Origin of the sequence: Bacillus sp. 3a (genome assembly GCF_017161885.1) — a bacterium.
GTDB lineage: Bacteria > Bacillota > Bacilli > Bacillales > Bacillaceae > Bacillus > Bacillus safensis.
The window spans coordinates 1,189,404-1,209,492 of the sequence record NZ_CP067376.1; the positions used below are offsets into that span (position 1 = coordinate 1,189,404).

Annotated in this window: 20 protein-coding genes; 14 read left to right on the plus strand and 6 right to left on the minus strand. The window is 42.3% G+C overall.

Annotated features, from left to right (window positions below; genetic code table 11):
- Positions 1-105: 105 nt before the first annotated feature.
- Positions 106-420: a putative quinol monooxygenase gene (locus JJ692_RS05785; protein ID WP_206534324.1), complete on the minus strand. Its 315-nt coding sequence runs from the start codon at positions 418-420 to the stop codon at positions 106-108.
- 293 nt (positions 421-713) lie between these two features.
- Between JJ692_RS05785 and dapA the strand changes: the two genes are divergently transcribed.
- From dapA to pdxA, 7 genes are all read left to right on the plus strand, one after another.
- The gene (dapA, locus tag JJ692_RS05790; RefSeq protein ID WP_206534325.1) at positions 714-1,613 is read left to right on the plus strand and encodes a 4-hydroxy-tetrahydrodipicolinate synthase; all 900 of its coding nucleotides are present in this window, start codon (positions 714-716) and stop codon (positions 1,611-1,613) included.
- Positions 1,614-1,620: 7 nt separating this feature from the next.
- Entirely contained in the window at positions 1,621-2,793 is a 1,173-nt protein-coding gene (locus JJ692_RS05795; RefSeq protein WP_206534326.1) for an iron-containing alcohol dehydrogenase, read from the plus strand.
- A 64-nt stretch (positions 2,794-2,857) separates the two neighbouring features.
- Complete coding sequence (locus tag JJ692_RS05800) at positions 2,858-4,264, plus strand: sodium:solute symporter family protein (protein WP_024423435.1); 1,407 nt, start codon at positions 2,858-2,860, stop codon at positions 4,262-4,264.
- Positions 4,261-5,436 carry a sialidase family protein gene (locus JJ692_RS05805; RefSeq protein WP_098677569.1) on the plus strand — a complete coding sequence of 392 codons (1,176 nt, stop codon included), beginning with the start codon at positions 4,261-4,263 and terminating at the stop codon, positions 5,434-5,436. Before JJ692_RS05800 ends, JJ692_RS05805 begins: the two co-directional genes overlap by 4 nt.
- 147 nt (positions 5,437-5,583) lie before the next feature.
- Positions 5,584-7,365, plus strand: a complete 1,782-nt coding sequence (locus tag JJ692_RS05810) for a sigma-54-dependent Fis family transcriptional regulator (protein ID WP_206534327.1) — start codon at positions 5,584-5,586, stop codon at positions 7,363-7,365.
- A 25-nt stretch (positions 7,366-7,390) separates the two neighbouring features.
- A complete protein-coding gene (locus JJ692_RS05815) occupies positions 7,391-8,734 on the plus strand; it encodes a four-carbon acid sugar kinase family protein (protein WP_206534328.1) in 1,344 nt (447 codons plus the stop codon).
- Positions 8,710-9,723 carry a 4-hydroxythreonine-4-phosphate dehydrogenase PdxA gene (gene pdxA / locus JJ692_RS05820; RefSeq protein ID WP_206534329.1) on the plus strand — a complete coding sequence of 338 codons (1,014 nt, stop codon included), beginning with the start codon at positions 8,710-8,712 and terminating at the stop codon, positions 9,721-9,723. The genes JJ692_RS05815 and pdxA overlap by 25 nt, the downstream gene beginning before the upstream one ends.
- A gap of 28 nt (positions 9,724-9,751) precedes the next feature.
- Here pdxA and JJ692_RS05825 read toward each other — a convergent pair whose 3' ends face one another.
- Positions 9,752-10,498 (minus strand): SDR family NAD(P)-dependent oxidoreductase, encoded by a 747-nt coding sequence (locus JJ692_RS05825; RefSeq protein WP_024423430.1) that lies wholly within the window; start codon positions 10,496-10,498, stop codon positions 9,752-9,754.
- Between the two features lie 189 nt (positions 10,499-10,687).
- Between JJ692_RS05825 and JJ692_RS05830 the strand changes: the two genes are divergently transcribed.
- From JJ692_RS05830 to liaR, 7 genes are all read left to right on the plus strand, one after another.
- Positions 10,688-11,257, plus strand: a complete 570-nt coding sequence (locus JJ692_RS05830) for a cob(I)yrinic acid a,c-diamide adenosyltransferase (protein ID WP_024423429.1) — start codon at positions 10,688-10,690, stop codon at positions 11,255-11,257.
- Between the two features lie 162 nt (positions 11,258-11,419).
- The gene (locus JJ692_RS05835) at positions 11,420-11,812 is read left to right on the plus strand and encodes a membrane protein (protein WP_024426019.1); all 393 of its coding nucleotides are present in this window, start codon (positions 11,420-11,422) and stop codon (positions 11,810-11,812) included.
- 15 nt (positions 11,813-11,827) lie between these two features.
- Positions 11,828-12,496, plus strand: a complete 669-nt coding sequence (gene liaH / locus JJ692_RS05840) for a stress responsive protein LiaH (protein ID WP_024423427.1) — start codon at positions 11,828-11,830, stop codon at positions 12,494-12,496.
- Between the two features lie 104 nt (positions 12,497-12,600).
- Positions 12,601-13,470, plus strand: a complete 870-nt coding sequence (gene liaG / locus JJ692_RS05845) for a LiaG family protein (RefSeq protein ID WP_044331294.1) — start codon at positions 12,601-12,603, stop codon at positions 13,468-13,470.
- Positions 13,471-13,473: 3 nt separating this feature from the next.
- A complete protein-coding gene (liaF, locus tag JJ692_RS05850) occupies positions 13,474-14,265 on the plus strand; it encodes a cell wall-active antibiotics response protein LiaF (protein ID WP_200891439.1) in 792 nt (263 codons plus the stop codon).
- A complete protein-coding gene (gene liaS / locus JJ692_RS05855) occupies positions 14,262-15,326 on the plus strand; it encodes a two-component system sensor histidine kinase LiaS (protein WP_024426016.1) in 1,065 nt (354 codons plus the stop codon). Before liaF ends, liaS begins: the two co-directional genes overlap by 4 nt.
- Complete coding sequence (gene liaR, locus JJ692_RS05860; RefSeq protein WP_024426015.1) at positions 15,323-15,958, plus strand: two-component system response regulator LiaR; 636 nt, start codon at positions 15,323-15,325, stop codon at positions 15,956-15,958. Before liaS ends, liaR begins: the two co-directional genes overlap by 4 nt.
- Positions 15,959-16,000: 42 nt before the next feature.
- Here liaR and JJ692_RS05865 read toward each other — a convergent pair whose 3' ends face one another.
- The 4 genes from JJ692_RS05865 to JJ692_RS05880 are packed head-to-tail and all read right to left on the minus strand — an operon-like array spanning position 16,001 to position 20,030.
- On the minus strand, positions 16,001-16,369 hold the full coding sequence (locus JJ692_RS05865; RefSeq protein WP_041107739.1) for a hypothetical protein: 369 nt from the start codon (positions 16,367-16,369) through the stop codon (positions 16,001-16,003).
- Between the two features lie 37 nt (positions 16,370-16,406).
- Entirely contained in the window at positions 16,407-17,528 is a 1,122-nt protein-coding gene (locus JJ692_RS05870; RefSeq protein ID WP_044331292.1) for a Ger(x)C family spore germination protein, read from the minus strand.
- Positions 17,525-18,619, minus strand: coding sequence for a GerAB/ArcD/ProY family transporter (locus JJ692_RS05875; protein ID WP_044331290.1), 1,095 nt, complete (start codon positions 18,617-18,619; stop codon positions 17,525-17,527). Before JJ692_RS05875 ends, JJ692_RS05870 begins: the two co-directional genes overlap by 4 nt.
- Positions 18,606-20,030, minus strand: coding sequence for a spore germination protein (locus JJ692_RS05880; RefSeq protein WP_024423419.1), 1,425 nt, complete (start codon positions 20,028-20,030; stop codon positions 18,606-18,608). Before JJ692_RS05880 ends, JJ692_RS05875 begins: the two co-directional genes overlap by 14 nt.
- Positions 20,031-20,089 lie beyond the last annotated feature (59 nt).

Sequence of the window (20,089 nt, forward strand, 5' to 3'; positions counted from 1 at the left end):
TAAAATGTGTAGTCCTGACAATAGTTCTTAATCTTTGCTTTAAATAAGAAAAAAAGCTGTCACAATGACAGCCAGTTCTAATTTTATGTCTAAGACGGTCGAATTCTAATTAGATGAAATGCCCTTTCCGCCTCGTGTTATTAAAGTATTGATTCTTTCCATACCAGTAATAATTGGTTTCGCACGACTTATTAATGTTTGGGTAGCTTCGAGACCTAGAGACGCTTGATGGGCATCTTCATTTGCCCACACTTCATAAACATAAACAGAACTTGGTTCATTCTCGGAAATATTCACAAGATATATTTCACATTCATGCAAATTCTTCATTGATTCTGCTGCTTCTAACAGAATATCAACCATTTTTTCTTTTTTGCCTTCTTTTACCAAAAACTTGTTAAATAAACTAAATTTACTCATACCATCCTCCTTCATTTTGTCTTAATCATATTTTAGGCATTAAAAACTATATCTTCAATCGCTATTTTATAATGAAATAAAAAGGATGGTACGTTGAATGTCATTCAAAAGTGAACCAAAATGGTTCGCTTTTTTGTTGAAAACATCAACAGCTATATAAGAAAAGGACGGATTATAGTGAAAAATCAAAAAAGTGTTGCTAATTTAATCGAAATCCTTTTATAATAAATAACATGAAAGCGCTTAATTTATAATATGTTTAAAAATGCAACATATAAGAAAGGGAGGATCATTTGAACATTCAAGGAATTATACCAGCTATTTTGACACCGCTTACTGAGAAAGAACATTTTCATCCCGAAGTGGCAACGCAATTAGTGAATCATTTGATCGAGTCAGGTGTACACGGCATCTTTGCTTTAGGCACAAATGGAGAGTTTCACTTGTTTTCAGAGGAAGAAAAGCTTCAAATTGCTGAAACTGTCGTGAATGCTGTTGGCAGACGAGTGCCGGTATTTATTGGAGCAGGTGAAAATAGTACGAAGGCAACCATCAGGTTGTCAAATAAACTGGCAGATCTAGGGGTAGATGTTCTGTCTATCATTACACCTTATTTTGTTGCACCAACCCAAGAAGAGCTGTATGAGCACTTTCGCCACATATCTGAGAATGTGAATATTCCGATTCTGCTTTATAACATTCCATCTAGAACAGGAGTGTCGCTAGCACAAGAGACGGTTGCTCGGCTCAGTGCACTTCCGAATGTGCTAGGTATTAAAGATAGCAGTGGAAACATTGAAAATATCAAGGCATATCTGGATGTCACAAAAGATGAAGATTTTGTTGTTCTTGCAGGTACAGACTCACTCATTTTGGAGACATTGAAACTCGGCGGAGCAGGGGCGGTCGCAGCAACTGCAAATGTACTGCCTGAAACTGTCGTTGGACTCTATGAATCTTTTCAAAAAGGGAAGCTTGACGAAAGTGAGCACTTCCAGAAGCAGCTGCAGCCATTAAGAGCAACATTCGGTTTAGGGACATTACCAGCACCTTTGAAAAAGGCAGCAGAGCTTTATGGAATTCCGGTTGGCCCGCCCAGAAGCCCTGTAAAAGAGCTGTCAGGTGAGGCATTGGAAGCTGTGGCACAAATGGTTGAAGACTATCGCAAACAAGGAAAAGCGGCAAAGGAGTAGTGAAGAGATGACGATCACGCATTATCACTTTCAGACGGCATCACACATTGTATCTGGCGCAGGTTCTTTAGACCTTCTTGGGGAGAAATTAGATAGTTTAGGGCTTAGCGGACTCACATCCATTTTTATATTAACGCAGCCATCTATCGTATCACTTGGTTATGCAGATCACATCAAAAGAGAACTTGCGAAAAAGGGGATAGCAAGTGAGATAAGTACAGAAATCAAACCTGAACCAACAGAAGAAAATATCGAGGGCGTATTCCACACCTTTTTAAAAGGAGAGCATGACGCCATTATTGGCATTGGTGGCGGGAGTGTCCTTGATGCTGCAAAAATTCTAGCTGTTCTTAAGACAAACAATCAGCCGATTTCTGCTCTCGTTGGCACAAACCTTGTGGAAAAAAGGGGAGTGCCGACGATTCTAATTCCGACAACCTCTGGTACGGGATCTGAGGTGACACCAAATGCAATTGTGACTTTTCCAGAAAAGGAACTGAAAATTGGAATGGTTAGTCCGCATCTTTTGCCAGACCTTGTCATCTTAGATCCTGCACTTACACTCAACTTGCCGAAATCTATTACCGCAGCTACAGGTATGGATGCTTTTACGCATGCGCTTGAATCTTATATTTCAAATAAAGCCAATCCATTCAGTGACATGTTTGCCTTGGAATCGATGCGGCTGATTTCAGGAAGTATTCAGGAAGCGTATCATCACGGGGATCATATGAAGGCAAGAGAAAATATGCTTGTTGGTGCTATGTATGGGGGAATGGCGCTTACAAGTGCCGGAACTGCGGCTGTTCACGCCATGGCTTATCCATTAGGGGGGAAATACAAGATTTCTCATGGTGTTGCTAATTCCATGCTGCTTCCGCACGTCACTGCTTTTAATGCAGATCATATCATTGATCGGCTTGAACATGTGGCAAGAGCAATAGGACTAGCGGGAGCTCACACAAAGCAGGAGCTTGCAGAGCGTGTGATTCATCAAATTGAAGAATGGACAGCGGATTTACACATTCCACAGCAGCTCAAAGCTTTTGGCGTGTCGAAGGAGGATGTACCGGCTCTTGCTCAAGCAGCTTCAAAGGTGAAGAGATTAATGGACAACAATCCAAAGCCAATGTCTGTTTCCGAAATTGAACAGGTATACATGAAACTGCTTGACGCTTAATGCTTCATTGGGATGGGACATGAGAAGTTGCTTCACACGGCTTGCACACAAAGGGGGATTTTAAATGAATGTCTTAAGCAGTTCTGTCATCACATTTATTTTGATCGTCATTATTCTCTATATACTATTTACGACTTGGCTGACGATGCGTTTCCGCAGTAAATCCAATTCAGAATTTAACAATGCTGCTAAGTCACTTCCAGCCATTGTAGTCGGTATTTTGCTCATGAGTGAATTCATTGGAACGAAATCCACTGTTGGAACTGCAGAATCTGCCTTTACGCATGGGCTTTCTGCTTCATGGTCTATTGTGACCGTCGCTATCGCCTTTTTTATTTTTTCATTTTTCTTAGTAGGCAAGTTTTATCGAACAGGGCAGTACACCATTTCAGGTATTATCGATCAGAAGTTTGGGAAATCAACGAAGCTAGTTGTTTCTGTTATTATGATTGCTGCATTACTGCTTGTGAATCTAGGAAACTATTTAAGTGGGTCAGCTGCTATTGCATCCATTTTAGGGCTTCCTTTAATGACCTGTGCGATCATTACGGCCGTTGTGAGTACATTTTATTTTACATTCGGAGGAATGAAAGGGGTAGCATGGGTCACGATCCTTCATTCGATCGTGAAGTATGCGGGAATTTTAATTACACTAGGGGTAGCCCTTTATTTAACAAAAGGCTTTGAACCGATGAAACAAACGATGCCTGATCATTTCTTTACATGGGACGGGACAATTGGTTGGGGGACAATTGGAGCTTGGTTTATAGGAAACATGGGCGCCATCTTTGCTACGCAGTTTATTATTCAAGCAATCACCTCGTCGAAAAGTGAGCGTGAGGCAAAGAAATCGACACTTTATGCAGCTCTGCTTTGTTTGCCGCTCGCCGTTGCGATTGGTGTGATCGGTGTAGCTGCACATTATTTGTATCCAGACATTGATCCTATTTATGCCTTCCCTGTCTTTTTACAGCATATGAATCCAATTTTGAGTGCCATTGTGGCAACATCGCTTGTGGCATCCATTTTTGTCGGTGTGTCGACGGTCGCGCTTGCGACGACAACCTTAATTATCGATGATTTTTATGTGCCGAAAATGAATCCAACACCAGAGCAGAGAATGAAAATCACGAGGTATGTGGCTGTACTCGTTGGAATTGTGCCTCTTGTCGGAGTGGCACTTGCGCCGGAGCTGCTGTCCCTTTCCTTTTTTACAAGGGCGCTTCGAACATCGATCGCCGTTGTAGCAGCAATGGGCTTTTACTTGCCATACTTTAATTCAAATAGAGGGGCGACCATTGGCCTTGCTGCTTCAGGTGTTACCACGACGGTTTGGTATTTACTCGATAATCCGTTCGGAATCGATAATATGTATATTGCTATTATCATTCCTTTCCTTGTGCTGGTAATCGATCGACTTATCAGTCCGCCTGCTAAAAAGGATCAATCATTGAAAGGAGAATTGTCATGACAAATGAAGAGACTATGATGAAAATAGATGGAATTTTGCGACAAAATGAACAAGATACAGAGAGAAAAGAAGCCTTTCTGCCAACAGACTGTGTGCAAAATCATGCGGCCAATCTACTTGAGCTGGATAATGGAGATGTATTATGTGTTTGGTTTGGCGGAACGCAGGAGGGAATACCTGATATCTCAATCTATATGTCGAGACTCAAACGGGGAAGTAACAAGTGGACAGAGGCAGTGAAGTTATCTAACGATCCTGCACGCTCTGAACAAAATCCAGTTCTGTTTCAAGAGGGAAATGGCAGACTATGGCTGCTGTATACCGCGCAGCTATCTGGGAATCAAGATACCGCCATCGTGAGATACCGGCTATCAGAGGATAGAGGTGAGACATGGGGTGAGATTGATACTTTGTTTGAACAGCCGGGTACGTTTATACGGCAGCCGATTGTTGTACTGGATAATCAAGATTGGCTGCTGCCCGTCTTCTATTGTAAGACCATTCCAGGCGTCAAATGGACAGGGAACCGGGATGTCAGTGCTGTGAAAATTTCATCCGACCAAGGAAAGACATGGGATGAGGTCATTGTACCAAACAGCACGGGCTGTGTTCATATGAATATTGGAAAGTGTGCAGACGGGTCCCTCATAGCCCTCTTTAGAAGCCGGTTTGCTGATTCGATTTATATCAGCCGTTCCGTCGATCATGGACGGACATGGTCTGAGCCAAAGGCGACGGAGCTGCCCAATAATAATTCATCCATTCAATTTACAGTGCTCCAAAATGGGCATCTTGCCCTAGTCTATAATCATATCAATGCGGATGAGCAAACAGAAAGAAGAGCTTCTTTATACGATGAAATTGAGGATGAAGGCGATACGCGCACGGCGGTTGATACAGAAGCACGTCCAGCGTTTTGGGGAACACCGCGTGCACCAATGACTTTGGCGCTCTCTGAGGATAATGGTCATACATGGCCTATCAGACGTAACCTTGAAGTGGGTGATGGATATGCGATGACAAACAATTCAAAGGATAAACTAAATCGAGAGTATTCTTATCCATCCATCACGGAAGGAAAAGACGGGAAGCTGCATATTGCGTTTACGTATTATCGGCAGGCGATCAAATATGTGTGTGTGACAGAAGAATGGGTCAATCGCACTTCTTAACTGCAAGAGGGCCCTGCTTCTGGTGAATTGTAACCCTCATTTGCTTCATTTATAATTGATGTTTGGAGGGTTGTCCCCATTTTCTATCGGCTGGACTCCCTCAAGGTATGTCTCATGATGAAGAGATAAAAAATGGGGGTCCTTTTCATGAATATCAAAGTGTTAGGTGTTGCGCCGTATAAAGGGTTGGGAGATGTGTTAATCGACCTTGCCAAAGAAGAAAAAAATATCACATTCCAGCTTGTAGTCGGAGATCTTCGGTCTGGGGTTGCTCTCGCAGAACAAGCAGAAGCTCAAGGGATGGATATCATTATGAGCCGGGGCGGAACAGCTGCGCTCATTCAAAAACATGTGAACATCCCAGTAGTGGATATCCCTGTATCAGGGTACGACTTGCTTCGTGCCTTAACGCTGATAAAAGATTATCAAGGTAAAAAAGCGGTCGTGGGTTTTGAAAATATCACTCAAGGTGTCCGCACCATTGGGGAATTATACGGAATTAAAATTGATATTTACACAGTGCAGCAAGAGGAAGAGGTATGGGATCTCTTAAAACAATTACAAGATCAAGGGACACAGGTTGTGCTTGGAGATGTCATTACAGATAAAGCGGCTAAAGAGCTGGGAATGCAGAGTATGCTCATTACATCAGGTCGTGAATCGGTCAAAGAAGCATTTCATCAAGCAAAACAAATGTATCGTTTATATAAAGAGGCGACAGCTGAACAGCGTCTTTTTCGTGAAATGATTGATCAAGAGCCAAAAGGCATGCTGATCGTCGATCCACACAACAAGCTTCATTTTATGAATCAACAAATGAAACAATGGACAGAAAAAGGATTATTTGCACCGTCTGCTTCTCATGCCGATGTGATTACATGGTGTCCAGCACTTGAACCGGCACTAAAGGCGATTCGAGAAGGGAAACAAAATGGTTATTCTCAAATATCTCATCAGCAGCAAGTGTGGCATGTCAAAGGAAGCATGCTATCGAAAGGCGAGTTGCTTGTCACGATTGAAAGGCCTTCGGCTGTGATGAATCAAGAAGGTCATCGTATTTGGACGCTTGCGTCGCCTATTCATTCAGAACATCCATTTGCTCTTTTTACAGAACAGAGCCCGAAAATGAAAGATGTGATCAAAAGGGCAAAAACGTTTAGCCAAACGGAGCGCTCGATTTGCCTTTATGGTGAACAAGGAACTGGTAAATCAAGCCTTGCATTTGCCATCCATCAAATGAGCGAGAGGAAAGATGAGAGCTTTACGACGGTACATTGCAGACGTTTGATAGAACCGGAAGATTTAAAATCAATCCCTCTGCATCAAAAAGGGACGATGTTTCTAAAGGATATTGAGAGCGTTCCAATGGATATACAGCAGCTCATTGCCGAGCAGATGCATCAGCATCAGAATATTCGCTGGATGGCTGCGTCTCAAGTGGATTTGTTCAAATTGATGCAATCTGGAGCGTTTAGTGAGGAATTATATACAGGCTTACAGGAGCTCACGATTCATGTCCCTCCGTTATCTGAACGGCCAGAGGATATTGAGGACATGAGCAGGTTATTTATTGCGGAACTAAATTCTCTTTACGGGACGCAGGTGGTTGGGCTGTCATCAGATGTGATTGAAGCCTTTCAACACCAGAAATTCAGAGAAAATGTCAGGCAGTTCAAGCGGATCATTGAGGAGCTTGTGCTGACGACAAAAAGTGGATATATCACGTTGAATAAGGCAAAGGCAGCAATTGATCAGCTTGCTTTTGAAAATGAAGAAAAACAGCTGTCCAGCTATTTGAATGGAACGCTTGATGAAATTGAAAGACGGATTATCAAAACGGTGCTGGAAGAAGAAAATATGAATCAATCAAAGGCGGCAAAGCGGTTGAATATCAACCGTACGACGCTATGGAGAAAGCTAAAGGAATAATATGTAATGAGGCCGAGGTGTCTAAATGACAAACGATCTATTAAAAAAAGGAGCGAAATTAGAGCAAAAGGTAATCATTGTGGCGGATGATTTGACAGGTGCCAACGATACGGGTGTTCAATTTGTCAAAGCGGGCTTCACAGCCTCTGTCCTGTTTCAGACGTCATTTGAAGGCATTGACAGGTATAAAGAGGATGTGCTGATAGTGGATACCGATTCACGAAGTATGCCTTCAGAGAACGCCTACCATGAGGTCAGCCAAATGGTGCAGCCATTTCTCCAGGATGAATCGCACCTTTTCTTTAAAAAAATAGATTCAACGTTAAGAGGCAATATAGGAATTGAACTGCAAGCACTAATGGATATTGGCCCATTTGATGCGGCGGTTATCGCACCTGCCTACCCAGATGCACAAAGAGCAACCAATAATGGCATACATTATGTGGAAGGAATGCCTGTTCATCTGTCAGAGGCAGCAAAGGATCCGAAAACACCAGTTTTGACATCCAGCATATCAGATTTAATTGAGGAGCAGACGAACGTCAGACCAAAAAACCTTTCTCAACAAACAATCGGCGAAGAGCTAAAAGGAACGAGTGATGAGGTATCATCCTTATTGAAGCATGGTCACCAATGGTTTGTGTGTGATGCAGAAACAAGTGATGATTTAGGGCGGATTGTGGAAGTGTTTATGAAGATGGATAAAAGAATACTATGGGTCGGTTCAGCGGGACTAGCTGGTGCATTATCGGCATATGTCGCTAAACATAGAAATACTTCTCGCCTTAAAAAACAGAGACCTGTCCTCATCGTATCTGGAAGTGCCTCTCAAAAAACAAATGAGCAGTTTGCTTATTTAAGAGAAACTCACGATTGTTTTGAGATAAAAGTGAACCCGCTGAATGTATTAAACGGCCGTGAAGCATGGGAACGAAAATCAGTTCTCGATCAACTGCGTAAGCGTCAGAACGAAGATATTCTCCTTTACACAGATGCACGGCCAGAGATGGTTGAAAAGATGCTGGTTTACGGAGAAAAGAAAGGGCTGTCAAGACAAGAGGTTGGAAGTGCTTTGTCCGTCTTTCTTGGAATGATCACAAAAGACATTGTCACATTATCAGGAATGAGACGACTTTTCCTAACTGGTGGAGATACAGCGCGGGCGATTTGCCAAGAGCTTGGAGCAGGAGGTATTCGGCTGCTGAAAGAAATTGAACCTGGCATCCCGCTCGGTCAGCTCGTTGATACGAATTTATATGCGGTTACGAAAGCAGGAGCTTACGGTCAAAAAAATTCAGTACTCCACGCGGTAGAAGTGCTGAAAAAGATAGAGGGGGAAGTCGAATGTCAAAACCAATCATTGCTGTAACGATGGGAGATGCGGCTGGTGTTGGTCCTGAAATTATTTTAAAAGCTTTTCAGCAAACGCGTTTACATGAAGAAGCCGTTCTATTTGTGATCGGAGATACCAGTATATTAAATAGGGCAAAAGACTTTGTGAATACAGATGTGGAGATTGTAAGTATCAAAGAACCAGAGGAAGCGGAGCAGGTGAAAGCCGGAGCAGTTCCGTGCTTAGACCTTAAGCTCTTAACGAACGAGATTCCAATTGGGGACATATCAAAAGAAGCAGGAAATGCTGCTTTCCGATATCTTGAAAAAGCCATTAGTCTTGCAAATGACCGTAGAATTGACGGCATTTGCACAGCGCCGCTAAACAAAGAAGCACTTCATAAGGCAGGTCATATGTATCCAGGACATACAGAAATTTTAGCTGACCTGACAGGTACAGAAGATTATGCGATGATGCTGGCTGCCCCTAACTTAAAGGTAGTTCATGTCACCACACATATTGGATTAATGGATGCCATTTTAAAGATTAATTCTGAGCGTGTATACACGACGATTAAGCTGGCACATGATACACTCGTCCGTTCTGGGATCTCTGCTCCTAAAATCGCTGTATGCGGGATTAACCCGCATGCTGGGGAGAATGGATTGTTTGGGAACGGAGAAGAAGAGGAGAAGATCATCCCAGCGGTTGAACTAGCGCAGGAAGAAGGGATTCAAGTATTTGGGCCGCTGCCTGCTGATACCTTGTTCTTTAGGGCAGTAAGAGGTGACTTTGATATCGTTGTGGCGATGTATCATGATCAAGGGCACGGACCGATTAAGGTGCTTGGTTTAGAGTCGGGTGTAAACATTACAGTTGGGCTGCCGATTATCCGTACAAGTGTCGATCATGGGACGGCATTTGATATCGCAGGAACAGGAAAAGCTGATGCTGCGAGCATGGAAGAAGCTATTAGACAGGCCATCATGCTTTCTGGTACGAGAGAAAATCAATATGAAAAGTAAAAGAGCCTTTAAGAGAGGCTCTTTTTTTCTAGTTCATATACGTTCCGCCATTCATATTGATGGTTTCTCCTGTGATAAAATCCGACTGGTCAGAAGCTAAAAATGTCACAACATTTGCGACTTGTTCTGGTGTTCCAATCGTTTTCAAAGGAATTCTATCTAAAACCGAACGCCGATATTCATCGCTCCACTGTTTGCTCATGTCTGTTTCAATTGGACCAGGGCAGACAGCATTCACATGAATGTGGTGTTCTGCTAATTCTTTGGCAAGATGCATGGTTAAATAATTGATGCCTGCCTTTGATGCACCGTATGCAGGTGATGCATTGTGATGAGGGGTTTTGCCAGTTGTAGAACTCATATTGATAATCTTTCCGCCTTGTTGTTTGATCATGTCAGGAATGACCGCTTGGCACATGAGGAACGTGCCGGTCAAATTAATATCAATCAATCGTTTCCACTCATCAAGGGATGTCTCGACTGTGGATTTTCGTAAATTGATCCCAGCATTGTTGACCAGCAGATCAATCTGTCCAAAATGTGTTTTCGCTTGCTCCACGAGTGAAGAGGCTGTCTCTGGTAAACTAGCATCACCAGCAACATAAACGGCTCGTTTCTCTTTTTTATTCAGTGAGGAGCAAACCTCTTGCAGCAGCATGTCGTTCGTTCCATTGAGAACGACGCGCACTCCTTCGCAGGCAAGTGCCTCCGCAATGGCGCGGCCAATTCCTCTGCTTGCACCTGTAATGATTGCTACTTTATTTTGTAAACTCACGTACATCCCACCCCATCTCTCATAATTAAAAAGCGCTTTCATTCATTATAAAACGGGATGTTTCATCATTCAACATATATAAGAGGGTTGGAGTGATTTTCAGTAAAAGTGTTTCATAATAAAACAAATACATCTTTTTAACTTCAGGTTATACTAAAGAGACAAAGCAGTAGAAAAGGGGGCAAACCGTTGAAACTTTATACGAAAACCGGGGATCAGGGCCAAACAGGCTTGATTGGCGGAAGAGCCGATAAAGATGATGTGAGAGTAGAGGCGTATGGTACGTTAGATGAGGCGAATAGCTTTATTGGACTCGCGCATGCAAAATTACGGCAGCATGGCGAATTGTTTCCGGACCTTTTGTCAGAGCTGATCGTTATACAGCATGAGCTGTTTGACTGCGGTGGTGATTTGGCAGCAGTCAAACCACGTAAAGAAGGCAAATTAACAGAAGCCTCTGTGACAGTCCTTGAGGAAAGAATGGATGTCTATGTAGAAGAGGCTGAGCCGCTTACTAAGTTTATTTTACCGGGTGGTCAGGAAGGCGCTGCTCTCTTACATGTAGCGCGGACAGTCGTCAGAAGAGCCGAGAGGCATATTGTGACGCTTGCAAAACAGGAGGAGATTCCAGCCGTTGCGCTCACATACGTAAACCGTCTATCCGATTATTTATTTGCAGCCGCTCGAATCGTGAATTATCGGCTTGGTGAAGCTGATGTTGAATATGAACGAAGTGCCGATGTGTTTCGTTCTAAATAAGGAAAGCACTCTTCATAGAAGAGTGCTTTTTTATTAGGTTCTGCCGCTTAGTCTGAGCATTGTTACGACTCTAGTCGCAAACAAAGATCAATCTGTGACACGTTTTGCCGGCTTTCTTTTTTGACTATAGTTAAAGCAAGGAGCAAGAAAGGAGGCATGAAGATGAAAATAACAAGTAAAACCATTATCGGTTCAATTTTATTGTTTGTCGGTTTATCCATCTTCTTTGGTGGTTCATTTGGTGGTCTGATCCCGGTTTTGATTGGTGCAGGGCTCATCTATGTAGGTGTTAAAAAATACGAAAAAGGCAGTAAAACCTTAGGTGTCATTCTAGCAGTCATTGGTGTATTGATCGTCGTGCAATTTCTGCCGTTTATACTCGGCATCGCATTTGCAGGGGTACTTCTTTATTTTGGCTGGTCGATGATCAATGGTGAATCTACCGAAAAATCATCAAGCAGAGCCTATATGGAGCCAAACACGGCACCTAATACGGAAGAACCGATTCATACGTCTTTTGATCAAGAGTGGGAAGACTTTTTAAAGAAAAAATAAAGGGAGGAATATCAAATGGTATTAAGAAGAGTAAGAGATATGTTTGTTGCAACTGTCAATGAAGGTTTAGATAAATTGGAGAATCCGCGTGTCATGCTGAATCAATACGTTCGTGATATGGAGGATGATGTTGCGAAAGCGAAACATGCCATCATCAAACAGCAAACGATTCAGCAAGGCTTCCTGCGAAAAGCAGAAGAGACGGAAGCATTTGCTGAAAAGCGAAAGAAACAGGCCGAGCTGGCATATCATGCGGGAGAAGAGGAGCTTGCACGAAAAGCGCTCACAGAAATGAAGTATTTTGAAGAAAAGCACAACGAATACCAGGAAGCCTACCAGCAATCTGTGAAACAATTGAAAGAGCTGAAAGAGCAATTGCAGCACTTAGAAACAAAGCTGCGTGATATAAAAGACAAGAAGCAGGCCCTGATTGCAAGAGCCAATGCCGCACAGGCAAAGCAGCATATGAATGATTCCATCAATAAAGTAGACAGTGAAAGTGCATATAAAGAGTTTCTTCGAATGGAGAACCGTATTGAAGAAATGGAAACAAAAGCAGGCAGCTATGCACAATTTGCAGATCAAGGGGCATATGCTCATTTAGACTACGCCGATGAGGTTGAAAAAGAATGGCAGAAGCTGAAACTTGAGAAAAAGCCTGAACAGCAGCAAGCAAACGTATAGAGGTCAAATCGGAAGAAAAGCAGGCTTTTTCTTCCGATATTTGATTTCTTTCTGTTTCGCTTTTCCTTATAATGAAAAGGTCAGAAGATAAAGGGATGGTATAAATGAAGCGATTAATCGGTCTAATTTGTATACTTGTAGGTATCTTTTTAATGATTGGCATGCTTTTCAAAAATGAAAATCTCTTTCATTTAAGTTTTTCCCGTGAAAAACCAGTGACAACAGCTTCAGCGAAAAAAGAGGAGATTGATCAATTAGATATTTCTCTTTCTGGGTTTCGCGTGAAGGTAAAACCTGAAAATCGTTCCGATATCTCGGTGACTGCTGTCAATGGAAAAGGGAAAATGTATGCGGAGCAAACAGGCGGTACGTTCAAAATTCGTGCTGAAAATAAAAGCTTCTTGTTTTTTACTCAATTTGAAAAAGGAGAGCTTTTAGTTAAAATTCCAACAGATTATCATAAAAATGTGAAGATTACGGGTGGAAGCGGCGTCAGTGAGATTGACGGAGAAGGAAAGCTGTCCCTTCAAGATGTGATACTTAAATCAACGAGTGGAAATCTTACAGCTGAGAATTTCTCAGCAAAAAATGTAGAAATCAAAGCAACCTCTGGCAGACTGGCAGTGTCGCACATTGATGCGAAGGATAGTGATATTGGGGCAACTTCAGGGCGTGCCGATATTAATGATGTCAAAGGCGAGCTGCAATTGGGCATGACAAGCGGCCGATTGACAGCAAGTTTTGATACAATTGAGTCACCTGTCTCCTTTCATATGACATCAGGGAGCGCGAAATTTAATTTGCCAGATGACGGAGATTTCAACGTTCAGGTGAAAAAAACAAGTGGAAGCGTCGATCACTCGTATGACTTTGATCAAGTGGATAATGAAAGTCGTGGCTTTACAGGTACGCGGGGAAAAGGGACACATGTAGTCGATATTGAAATGACAAGTGGTAACCTCAAGCTGCGGTAATGAATGATAGAAAGGAAGGAGGCGAGTCAACTGCGTTTTACAAGGAATCAAATTTTAGGCATCATTGTTGTGATATTTGGTATTAATTTATTTCTCAAAATTATTGGGATCGGAGCAGATTTGTTTTGGCCTGTGTTTTTTGCGCTGGCGGGTTATTGGCTGCACTCACGATCCAAACGTTGGCTCGGTTCAGTTTCCTATATTTTTGCCGGCTTTCTCTTCTTAAAATTTCTGCTCAATATTACATTTAGTTTAACAGGTTACCTATTTGCGGCCTTTTTGATTTATGCCGGCTATCGCTTATTGAAAAATAAACCTGTTTTTGATGTCGATAAAAAGGAAACATCAGACGAAGGGAAGCCTTCACTGAAAGTCAATCTTGAAAAAAAGAGCGATCAGAAGAAAACAAAAAGCCAGACAAAGCCGCGCAAAGAGCATGACTTTTTTATTGGTGAAGTCAGGCTGATGAAAAAGCCGTTTCAATTAAGTGATTTGACGATTTCAGGTTTTATTGGCGATGTTAAAATCGATTTATCAAAGGCGATCATCGCAGAAGAAGAGAGTACGATCGTGATTAGCGGGCTGATCGGAGATGTGGATATTTACGTACCGCAGGATATTGAAGTATGTGTGAGTGCTTCCGCTGCGATTGGTGATATGAAAATCATAGATGAAAAAAGAAGCGGGTTTGGCAGTAAAGTGTACGTGATGACCAACGATTACGATGAGAGCAAACGAAAAGTGAAAATCTCCATCTCTCTGCTGATCGGAGATGTGGATGTGAGATACTTATGAGGAAATTGCATTTAGGTCTCCAGTGGCAATCTGTTCGTCTTGGCGTCGGTATCTCGCTCGGTGTTGTGACGATGACGACCCTGCCGATGTTTTTTTATTATCAGCTTGATCCAATGATCCTGCTTTCTACCCGCTGGTTTGGCATACCGTTTTTTTGTATTTTACTCATCGTTAGTCTTGCGATTGGGATTTCTGCCGGGAGTGTATTTGGCTATCAGCATAAGAAACGCCTCGATCAGCTTGTTGAGTCGATTTTGAAATTTGAAAATGGAAACTTTGCATACAGACTGCCGTCTCTTGGCGACGATGAAATTGGCTTAGCCGCCGATCAATTAAATGAAATGGCGAAGCGGGTCGAAGGGCAAGTAGCCTCTTTGCAAAAGCTTTCAAATGAACGGGCTGAATGGCAGGTTCAAATGAAGAAATCGGTCGTCTCAGAAGAGCGGCAGCGGCTTGCACGAGAGCTCCATGATGCGGTCAGTCAGCAGTTATTTGCGATTTCAATGATGACTTCAGCTATTCTTGAAGGCATGAAGGAAAAGGACGAAAAGATATTAAAGCAAATGCAGCTTGTCGAACGAATGGCTGGCGATGCACAAAATGAGATGCGTGCTCTTCTGCTTCACCTAAGACCGATCACGCTAGAAGGAAAAGACCTGAAAAAAGGCTTAATTGAGCTGCTAAATGAATTCCAAGCAAAGCAGCCGATTGATATTGATTGGGAAATCGAAGATGATGTTCCGTTATCTAAAGGAGTAGAGGACCACCTCTTCCGAATTGTGCAAGAAGCCCTGTCTAATGTATTTAGGCATGCAAAGGCGACAAAGGTAACTGTGCGCCTGCTCATAAGAAACCGGCAAGTGCAGCTAAAGATTATTGATAATGGTATCGGCTTTCAAACAGATCATGTGAAGACAGCCTCCTACGGACTTGAATCGATTCGAGAGAGAACAAGTGAAGTAGGCGGTGTCGCAGAGATTATGTCATTTGAGGGAAAAGGCACACAAATTGATGTGAAGGTTCCCATTTTTGATGAAGGAAAAGGAGAGAACGTTCGATGATTCGAGTGCTTTTAATCGACGATCACGAAATGGTGAGAATGGGTCTTGCGGCCTTTTTAGAGGCGCAGGCTGATATTGAAGTCATTGGTGAAGCGTCAGATGGACAAAAAGGTGTAGAGCTAGCCGTTGAATTAAGGCCAGATGTAATTTTAATGGATCTTGTCATGGAAGGGATGGATGGCATCGAAGCAACGAAAAGAATTTGTCAGGAAATTGAAGATGCCAAAATCATCGTTCTGACGAGCTTTATTGACGATGATAAAGTCTATCCAGTGATTGAGGCGGGTGCTTTAAGCTATTTATTAAAAACATCCAAGGCAGGAGAAATTGCTGATGCCATCAGATCAGCAAGTATCGGTGAACCAAGACTTGAATCAAAAGTGGCTGGAAAGGTTATGAATAAACTCCGTCATTCATCAAATGGGTCCATCCTTCACGATTCATTAACAGCAAGAGAAATGGAGATCTTGAAGCTGATTGCGGATGGGAAATCGAATAAGGTCATTGCCGAGGAATTATTTATTACAATTAAGACGGTGAAGACCCATATTACCAACATTCTTTCCAAACTTGATGTGGAAGATCGAACGCAAGCGGCTGTGTATGCGCACCGTCATAAGCTGATTCAATAAAAAAACAGCTTTCAAGTGAAAGCTGCTAGAACATGCGTAAAATTAGTCCTTCTGTCCTGTGATCGGACGTTCGGATAGTTGATGGAGCTCAGGAACTGGAAAAGCCTCCTGCTCCTTGGCCGATTTTTCTTCCAGGGTTTTCTTCATTTCGGATAAAAGCTTTACGCTCTCCTTTGCTGCTGCCGCTTTTTTTTCCTGCAAATCAATGATCTGTGAAAGTCCGACGAATAAACCGCCTCCCAACAGAAGGAGCGCAGGGGTTTGTCCATAATAAACCACGATCAAAAATGTGCTTGAAAAGCTGTCGGCTTCAATGAAGAAATCTTCTTTTGATTGCGTGAATACAACGATTAACAGAAGTATCCCTAGAATCAAAAATAGAATGCCGGCCGAAAGTAAAGCTCGTTTCATGATTGACACCCTTTTTTTCTTACCATTTTAACACACTCTATAAAGATTGTGTTGCGCCCTTAGTCCCGAAGTCACGGATTTTCACATTTACCTTGTAACGAATGTCCGATTCACTAAAAATTTCATCCCAATGCTTCGCTTCTTTTCGAAAGTCCTTCGGATACGCAATACTCGCTTTTTGAGAAAACCCGCAAATATCTGCTTTGATCTCATGCTGTAATTCTCCAATGAAATCTTTTACGTTTTTCTCTAATCGACGCTCCACGACACCTTCAATCTCTTGGAGATACTTTTCATTAAATGCATTTTCCCGCTCATTCCAATCCTCAGACAACCTTCCTTCAAGCGCCACTGACACATTAAATTGATATTTTCCGCTCGCTGTTTTATTCGTTTCAATGTTGTGTTTCAGTTTAAAAATCTCAAACGAATAGATGCTGTGATCATATTCAAATTCAATGACTCCGCCTTTTCCGTCCCCAGTCAACAAGTTGTATGACTGCACGGCTAACGGAGAGATGCTGGTGAGAAATCGTCTGTTCTTAATAATAGAGGCTCCATCGAGTATTAATTTCCCTTGATCCACACCGACTTTCGGAACAGCAAAAGATACGTTGTTTTGCATAGCAGAAGAAATATCTCCTAATGAAACGGGCTTGAACATACGTATGGTCGATTTTGTATTCCCAGAAATATCATATAATGTAGAAGAAGCTGGCTGCCCATCGTCATTGATTTTCAGCAAGTCCCCAGGCTTTTCTGAGGTCATAAAGACGAGGCTTCCTCTCCGCGTTTCATTGTCGCGAATAAATTGATTAATGACGAGGTCGAAATTATTCTCATTGATAAGTTCCTCAGAAAATAAATACACCCTCAGCTGCTGGGCGAAAATCCGGTGACTTTTGAGCGTCGTTGTTCGGAATATTTGATGTACGGAATCACCACTCGTTTCTATAATCTTTGTTGGGTCTTTTACGCTGGATTCTTGTTCAATTTTTTGAGGAACAAGGACTTGCATTGATATTTTAAGCTTATGACCGTCATCTCCTTTATCTAAGCCATAACCAATCGCCATGTTGAGTTCCTCAATATTGGTACTATCCCAGCATCCACTTAATAGAACAAGGGTCATTAATGCAAAAACCACTTTCTTTTTCATGCCGCTTTCCGCCTCCTTTTCAAAAATACGATGATAAATAAGAGAAACGGGAGAATGCCGAATAAAAGGAAAAATAAATTGTTCACATAGGTTAAATAATCACGCACTGTATCAACATCCTTTGGGAAAACGGCGGCAAAGTAGATGACAATTCCCATCAACGTGAGTACGACTTTTTTGGGTAATTTTGTTAGTTTGGATACCCCCATTGCAGCAAAAAACGTATATCCTACAAAGCTCGTATAAAGCTGAACAAGCCAAACGATAAGCAAAAAAGATTCAATCCGCTCAATAAAGATCCCCTGTATATCGAACGATTGAAATAAAGCAATCGTCGGCCAAGTCAACGTCGCAGTTTCTTTCACCGTGAACGCACCAACGACAAGAATATAGGTGAATATATAAATGATCGCAGGAATCAAAAAGCCGATTGCGCCATAAGCAAAGGTGTGTTTTTGCGTGTTCATATAGACAGGCATAAACAGCATCATTTCAATACCGACAAACGAAATGGCTGATGCATTAAAGGATTTGAAGACAGGGGAGAAGCCCTCGCCTAAAACAGGCCGGAGGTTATCTAACTTAAACTCTTGAACACTGAGTCCGTAAGCAATAAATAAGATAATCAGGGTGACAATGAGGAAAAAAGGGCACAGTCTGGCAAAATCACCAATCCCGCCGACGACAAGATAAAGACCGACCAAAATAAAGCTGATCATTGTCACCGCTACTGGAGTGTTTTGAAGCAAAAAAAACTTCACCATTTCCGACATAGCCCGCACTTCATAGCTGGCAACGCCGAGAAAATAAATAATAATGAGCAGGTTAGCAAGGGCACCGATCCACTTGCCAAGCCCCTCGTTCGTATAATCATAGTAAGAGGAGAAGGGGACTTTTTTCATCATAAGGACATTCGCAAAAATAAATACAATGTAAATGCCACTCATGAGTAAGAGCGCAATCCAGCCGTCAGGTGTAGCTGCAGCCTGAGCCATTGCTCTTGGCAGAATCATCATACTTGCACCTAATGTTGTATTGGCAATGATGGCACTTGCCTGATAGCTGGTGATCGACTCTTTATGATTGACCATATCGTTCTCCTTTCTTTTGATTTTTTAAAGGCAATCGAATGATGGAATTGTCTTCGTTTTTATAGCTGAACACAAAATCTGGTGAGAAATAAGGCGTCCCAAAACTTTTTTGCCGTGTTAAATGAGTAAGGAGAACGAGCATGAACAGCACAATCCCATATAAACCAAAGGTAGCTGCTGTAAACATGGACACAAACCGGAGCACGCGGAACGACATGCCCATCCCATATTGCGGGACAGTGAATGATGCGAGGGCAATCACACTGACGATAATCACCATGATCGAGCTCACAATATGAGCCTGAACGGCCGCCTGCCCGATGACAACTCCGCCTACAAGTCCAATCGTTTGCCCGAGCGGATTTGGCAGCCTTAAACCGGCTTCCCGCAGCAGCTCAATCGTTATCTCCATGATCAGTGCCTCCACAATAGGCGGAAAGGGGACATTTTCTCTAGTGCTTGAGATTGAAATAGCAAGAGTTGTTGGTAAAAGCCCTTGATGGAAGGACACAAGTGCAATATAAATGGCTGATAAAAATAATGTCAGAAAGATAGAGGTAAACCGCAGCATCCGAATGAGAGAGGCAGCGATCCATCTTTCATAATAATCATCAGGTGATTGCATAATCGTCGCGAGAGAAGCAGGTACAATTAACACAAAAGGAGAATGATCAACAAAAATGGCGACACGTCCATTATTTAAAGCAGAGGCCACTTTATCCGGCCGTTCTGTGTTTTGTATTTGCGGGAAAGGCGAGTACACATTGTCTTCAATCAGTTCCTCAAGAACACCGGAGTCTTGTATATCATCAATGGTGACTTGCTTGAGTCGTTTTTTCACTTCTTTTAAAACAGACGATTGAGCCATACCGTCAATGTACATGATGGTCACTTGGGTGTACTTTTTTTGACCAATCTTCATGTCGACGGTTTTAAGATCGGGGTTTTTCAAGCGCTGTCTTACAAGAGCTAAGTTCGTATCTAAATCTTCAATAAAGCCAATTTTCGGTCCTCTCACAACTGTTTCAGAGGTAGCATCCCCTATACTGCGTTTCTTTGTTCCGTGCGTTTCTAAAATATACGCATGCTGAAATCCGTTAATCAGAACAACACAATGCCCATCAAAAATCGCATCGACCAATTCCTCAGAGGTTTTCACCGAACGTGTGGTCATCATCGATAAATTGGATTCTAACTTCTCTTTTGTGAGAGACGTATGATCTTGGAGAAGCAGCTTTAAAAAGGTTTGAATCTCCATCTTTTCGTTCATTTCTTTTATGTATAAATAGTAAACCACCTGTCCGTGAGGCAGCGTTTTTTTCTCATGGACCAAATCGTCCATTTCCTTTAATTGCGGAAGAATGACGGAGAGATTATCGTATAAGTGCTCTTTTAATGGAGTCTGATTCATTCGGATCACCCGCCTCAAATCTTTTTCTTAGCATTACCTGCTTGAAAAAACAATATTCT

Coding starts and splice junctions, on each gene's coding strand:
- JJ692_RS05785 (WP_206534324.1), bottom strand. CDS start 420: ATGAGTAAATTTAGTTTATTTAACAAGTTTTTGGTAAAAGAAGGCAAA.
- JJ692_RS05795 (WP_206534326.1), top strand. CDS start 1,621: ATGACGATCACGCATTATCACTTTCAGACGGCATCACACATTGTATCT.
- JJ692_RS05800 (WP_024423435.1), top strand. CDS start 2,858: ATGAATGTCTTAAGCAGTTCTGTCATCACATTTATTTTGATCGTCATT.
- JJ692_RS05805 (WP_098677569.1), top strand. CDS start 4,261: ATGACAAATGAAGAGACTATGATGAAAATAGATGGAATTTTGCGACAA.
- JJ692_RS05810 (WP_206534327.1), top strand. CDS start 5,584: ATGAATATCAAAGTGTTAGGTGTTGCGCCGTATAAAGGGTTGGGAGAT.
- JJ692_RS05815 (WP_206534328.1), top strand. CDS start 7,391: ATGACAAACGATCTATTAAAAAAAGGAGCGAAATTAGAGCAAAAGGTA.
- pdxA (WP_206534329.1), top strand. CDS start 8,710: ATGTCAAAACCAATCATTGCTGTAACGATGGGAGATGCGGCTGGTGTT.
- JJ692_RS05835 (WP_024426019.1), top strand. CDS start 11,420: ATGAAAATAACAAGTAAAACCATTATCGGTTCAATTTTATTGTTTGTC.
- liaH (WP_024423427.1), top strand. CDS start 11,828: ATGGTATTAAGAAGAGTAAGAGATATGTTTGTTGCAACTGTCAATGAA.
- liaG (WP_044331294.1), top strand. CDS start 12,601: ATGAAGCGATTAATCGGTCTAATTTGTATACTTGTAGGTATCTTTTTA.
- liaF (WP_200891439.1), top strand. CDS start 13,474: ATGATAGAAAGGAAGGAGGCGAGTCAACTGCGTTTTACAAGGAATCAA.
- liaS (WP_024426016.1), top strand. CDS start 14,262: ATGAGGAAATTGCATTTAGGTCTCCAGTGGCAATCTGTTCGTCTTGGC.
- liaR (WP_024426015.1), top strand. CDS start 15,323: ATGATTCGAGTGCTTTTAATCGACGATCACGAAATGGTGAGAATGGGT.
- JJ692_RS05865 (WP_041107739.1), bottom strand. CDS start 16,369: ATGAAACGAGCTTTACTTTCGGCCGGCATTCTATTTTTGATTCTAGGG.
- JJ692_RS05870 (WP_044331292.1), bottom strand. CDS start 17,528: ATGAAAAAGAAAGTGGTTTTTGCATTAATGACCCTTGTTCTATTAAGT.
- JJ692_RS05875 (WP_044331290.1), bottom strand. CDS start 18,619: ATGGTCAATCATAAAGAGTCGATCACCAGCTATCAGGCAAGTGCCATC.
- JJ692_RS05880 (WP_024423419.1), bottom strand. CDS start 20,030: ATGAATCAGACTCCATTAAAAGAGCACTTATACGATAATCTCTCCGTC.